The 4,177-nt window shown below is 68.4% G+C and carries 6 protein-coding genes; 3 read left to right on the top strand and 3 right to left on the bottom strand.

Annotated features, from left to right (window positions below):
• The 3 genes from ADBZ5N_RS17715 to ADBZ5N_RS17705 all read right to left on the bottom strand — a co-directional run.
• Positions 1-311 (bottom strand): histidine phosphatase family protein (locus tag ADBZ5N_RS17715; protein WP_526259715.1); only part of this gene is annotated, 311 nt, incomplete at its 3' end.
• Positions 308-1,138, bottom strand: coding sequence for an undecaprenyl-diphosphate phosphatase (locus tag ADBZ5N_RS17710; RefSeq protein ID WP_526259713.1), 831 nt, complete (start codon positions 1,136-1,138; stop codon positions 308-310). The genes ADBZ5N_RS17710 and ADBZ5N_RS17715, both read right to left, overlap by 4 nt.
• Before the next feature lie 53 nt (positions 1,139-1,191).
• Positions 1,192-1,491: a hypothetical protein gene (locus ADBZ5N_RS17705; protein WP_526259711.1), complete on the bottom strand. Its 300-nt coding sequence runs from the start codon at positions 1,489-1,491 to the stop codon at positions 1,192-1,194.
• Positions 1,492-1,610: 119 nt separating this feature from the next.
• Here ADBZ5N_RS17705 and ADBZ5N_RS17700 point away from each other — a divergent pair, with 119 nt between their 5' ends.
• From ADBZ5N_RS17700 to ADBZ5N_RS17690, 3 genes are read left to right on the top strand one after another with little or no spacing between them, the layout of a single operon-like run.
• Entirely contained in the window at positions 1,611-2,651 is a 1,041-nt protein-coding gene (locus tag ADBZ5N_RS17700) for a YncE family protein (RefSeq protein ID WP_526259709.1), read from the top strand.
• Positions 2,648-2,914, top strand: a complete 267-nt coding sequence (locus ADBZ5N_RS17695; RefSeq protein ID WP_526259707.1) for a DUF5703 family protein — start codon at positions 2,648-2,650, stop codon at positions 2,912-2,914. The genes ADBZ5N_RS17700 and ADBZ5N_RS17695 overlap by 4 nt, the downstream gene beginning before the upstream one ends.
• Positions 2,914-3,975 carry a quinone-dependent dihydroorotate dehydrogenase gene (locus ADBZ5N_RS17690; protein WP_526259717.1) on the top strand — a complete coding sequence of 354 codons (1,062 nt, stop codon included), beginning with the start codon at positions 2,914-2,916 and terminating at the stop codon, positions 3,973-3,975. The genes ADBZ5N_RS17695 and ADBZ5N_RS17690 overlap by 1 nt, the downstream gene beginning before the upstream one ends.
• Positions 3,976-4,177: the final 202 nt, after the last annotated feature.

The raw sequence follows: 4,177 nt of genomic DNA, 5'->3' as shown, positions 1-4,177 counted from the left end.
ACCGACCACAACGGCTCCTTGACCAGTTCCGAGATTTGCCTGCCGGTCCAGTCGCCGTAGTCGACCTCGACCAGTCGCTCCTCTACGACGGGACTCACCCCGAGCGCACTGGCCAACGGCTCCAGAGTCAGCCGGCAGCGCAGCAGCGGCGAGCGGACCAGCGCCTTGATCGGCAAGCCCGCCAACCGTTCGACCAGTGCCGCCGCTTGAGCGGTGCCTTTCTCGTCGAGTTCAACCCCCGCGGAGCGCCCGGCCAGGGTGTGGGCGGTGTTGGACGTCGACCGGCCGTGACGAAGCAGGATGACGGTCACGCTGCCACCACCCCGGTGGCCAGCAGCACCATCAGCGTCAGCGACAGGATGACCCGATACCCGACGAACCAGTACATGGCGTGATTGGTCAGGAACCGCAGCAGCCAGGCCACCGCTGCGTATCCGACGACAAAGGTGATCACCACCGACACCGCCAACTGGGCACCGGTCGCGCTCATGCCCTCACTCACCGGATCGAAGGCATCCGGCAGTGAGAACAACCCGGAGGCGAATACCGCCGGAATGGCAAGCAGGAAGCCAAATCTCGCCGCCAGTGGCCGGTCCAGCCCGAGCGCCAAGCCCGCGCTGATAGTGGCGCCAGACCGCGAGACACCGGGAATCAGAGCCAGGCACTGCGCCAGTCCGACCAGTAGTCCGTCCCGCCAGGTGAGTTGGTCGACGTGCCGGTCTTGGCGCCCGAAGTATTCAGCGGCGGCGATGACCGCGGAGAACACCAGCATCGCGGTGGCCACCACCCACAGATTGCGCACATCGGAACGGATGACGTCCTTGAACACGAAGCCCACCACACCGATCGGGATGGATCCGATGATCACGTACCAGCCCAACCGGTAGTCGACGTTGTCACGCAGCGACGGCACCCGCAGCCCGGCGAACCAGGCCTTGAGGATCCGGACGATATCCCGGGCGAAGTACAACAGCACCGCCGCTTCGGTTCCGAGTTGCGAGACGGCGGTGAACGACGCACCGGCGTCGCCGTCGAAGAACAACTGGGACACGATCGCCAGATGCCCCGAGGATGAGACGGGGAGGAACTCGGTCAGCCCCTGCACGATCGAGAGAACCACGACCTGCAACCAAGACATCGCCGACACATCCACGCCGAGCACCGTACCTGCGGGGGTTGTCGAGGCCGCAGTCAGCGCACCGGCGCGGCAGCGGCGATAGCGTCGCGGACGGCGGCCGACAGACTGCGCGCGTCGTCCACGTCCACATCAGCCAGAGGGCGGGCGGCGGTGGCCACCACATCCTCGGGCAGCGGAACCGGCACGGCGCGCCGCGGCCGATAGATCTCGACCACCAGCTGGCGACGGAACACCTGGAAGGCGAAGCTGCGGCCGTCGCCGAGGCGACCGAAGCCGCTGGCGAAAAAACCGGTGATCAGGTCTTCGACCACGAAGTCTGCGCCCGGGAATCCAGACGCCACGGCCAGAGTCACCCTGTCACCATAACCGCAGTTACGGCCGCCCGGGGGCAATCCGCCGTGATCGCCTCCCGGACCTGCACTTAGAATTTGGTTTCGAGATCGTTCCGACCACACTCCCCGGGGGCTGGCCGTTGCCACAGCACGGAAACCGCATCCTGCTGCGGAGCCTGGTGGCCGTCCTGCTGGTGACGCTTGCCAGCGGCTGCAGGTCGAATCCGGTTGACGGCCCGCCACCGACGATCGAACCCGCGCAGGCTGCGCAGTCCCCGGCGACCAGCACCCCGCCGGCAGGCCGGATCGTGCCGTTGCCAGGAAACCAGCACTCCGCGACCGTCGACGCGGGGATGCTGCTGGTGCTCACCGCCGGAGCCGATGCCGGGGCGCCGGCCACCCTCAGCGTTGTCGAGGCGTCCGGGTCGCGCCGTACCGTGCCCCTACCGGGACCGGCCAGTGCCGTCGTCTCCGGTGGCGCCGGGTCGGTGCACGCCGCCACCCGGGGCGGTTTCTTCACCGTCGACCTGGCCACCGGTACGGCCACCCGCACGGTGATCGAGGAGGCGGCGAACGCGGATTTCACCGCGATCACCCGCCGCGCCGACGGCCGCCTGGTACTGGGCAGCGACAACGGGGTGGCCTACACCCTGGCCGAGGACATGTCGGTGGCCGGCAAGGCTGACATCTTCGCCCGGGTGGACGCCCTTGCCGCCCAGGGGGATATCGCCATTGTCCTGGACCGCGGCCAGACGTCGGTGACCGCGCTGAAGCCCGACGGCGCACCCGCCCTGGCGCTGCGGGCGGGCCTGGGCGCAACCACCATCGCCGCCGATCCGGTCGGTCGGGTGCTGGTGACCGACACCCGCGGCGGGCAACTGCTGGTCTACGGAGTGGATCCACTGATCCAGCGACAGGCCTACCCGGTGGGCGGATCGCCCTACGGACTGGCCGGCTCATCCACCCTGGCCTGGGTTTCGCTGACCGCGTCCAACACCGTGGTTGGCTACGATCTGGCTTCTGGCATCCCTGTGGAGAAGGTGCGTTACCCGACCGTGCGGCAACCCAACACACTGGCTTACGACGAGTCCTCCGGAACCCTGTACGTGGTGTCCGGCTCGGGTGCCGGTGTTCAGGTGATCCCCGACGCCCCAAAAACGGCCATTCCGGGGTCCCGGTGAGCTCCGCTCACCGCGGCCGGATGCCCGCCGCCTGGGAGGTCGACCTTTCCGACGACTACGAGTGGATACCGCTGCGGCTACCACCTGACGTCACTCGTGTCAGCGCCTCCACCCGCCTTTCGATCGAGGCGGAATATCGCGGCTGGGAACTCACCCGGGTGCGGCTCTACACCGACGGCAGCCGACGAGTACTGTTGCGGCGCAGGAAGTCCCGTATCGAGCGACCCGCCGACGCGGGCCCGATAGACCAGCCGGGCCTGTGATCTACGACGCGGTGCGTCGGGTCTTATTCCAGGCGCCACCCGAACGCATCCACAGACTGGTATTCGCCGCCCTGCGTGGCGCCACGGCGACCGAAGCCGCCCGCCGCAGCTTGCGCAGCGCCCTCGCGCCGAGCGATCCGATCCTGGCCAGCACGATGTTCGGAGTGCGTTTCCCCGGACCGCTGGGCCTGGCCGCCGGTTTCGACAAAGACGGGCTGGGGCTGCACACCTGGGGGGCGTTGGGATTCGGCTACGCCGAAATCGGCACGGTGACCGCCCAGCCGCAGCCCGGCAATCCCGAGCCCCGGCTGTTCCGGCTCCCCGCCGACCGCGGCCTGCTCAACCGGATGGGGTTCAACAACGCCGGGGCCGGCCAACTGGCGCTGCGGTTGGCCCGCCACCATCCCGACGTGCCGATCGGCGTCAATATCGGCAAGTCCAAGATCACCCCGCCGGAGCGGGCCGCCGAGGATTACGCCGAAAGCGCCCGCTTGCTGGGCCCGTTGGCGGCCTACCTGGTGGTCAACGTCAGTTCCCCCAACACCCCGGGGTTGCGGGATCTGCAGTCTGTCGAATCGTTGCGGCCGATCCTGGCCGCTGTGCTGGCCGAGACATCCGCACCCGTCCTGGTCAAGATCGCCCCGGACCTGTCCGACTCCGACGTCGACGCCGTCGCCGACCTGGCCGTGGAACTGGGCCTGGCGGGCATCGTCGCCACGAACACCACGGTGTCCCGGTCAGGTCTGCGCACCCCCCACGTCGATGACCTCGGCCCGGGCGGCATCTCCGGCCCACCGGTGGCCCGCCGGGCGCTGGAGATACTGCGGCGGTTGTACACGCGGGTCGGCGACCGGTTGGCGCTGGTCGGCGTCGGCGGGATCGAGACCGCCGACGACGCGTGGGAGCGCATCACCGCCGGCGCCTCGCTGCTGCAGGGATACACCGGCTTCGTCTATGGCGGCGGACTGTGGGCCAAGCACATTCATGACGGCATCGCCGCACGCCTGCATGACGGCGGTTACCCGAGCCTCACCGCGGCGGTCGGCTCGGCGGCCCGCTGACCCCCTCGCCTCCCCGCGAGCAGACGCAAACTCGCACATTTGCCGGCCGAATCATGCGATTTAGCGTCTGCTCGGCGGAGGGTTTGGAGGGTTTGGAGGGTTTGGAGGGTTTGGAGGGTTTGGAGGGTTTGGAGGGTTTGGAGGGTTTGGGGACGGAATCTACTTCTGCTCGTAGGTCCCGTGAATGATCGCTCGCGCAATG

It is taken from the genome of Mycobacterium sp. (assembly GCF_044370595.1).
Lineage (GTDB): Bacteria > Actinomycetota > Actinomycetes > Mycobacteriales > Mycobacteriaceae > Mycobacterium.
This window is presented reverse-complemented; position numbering and strand designations above follow the sequence as displayed.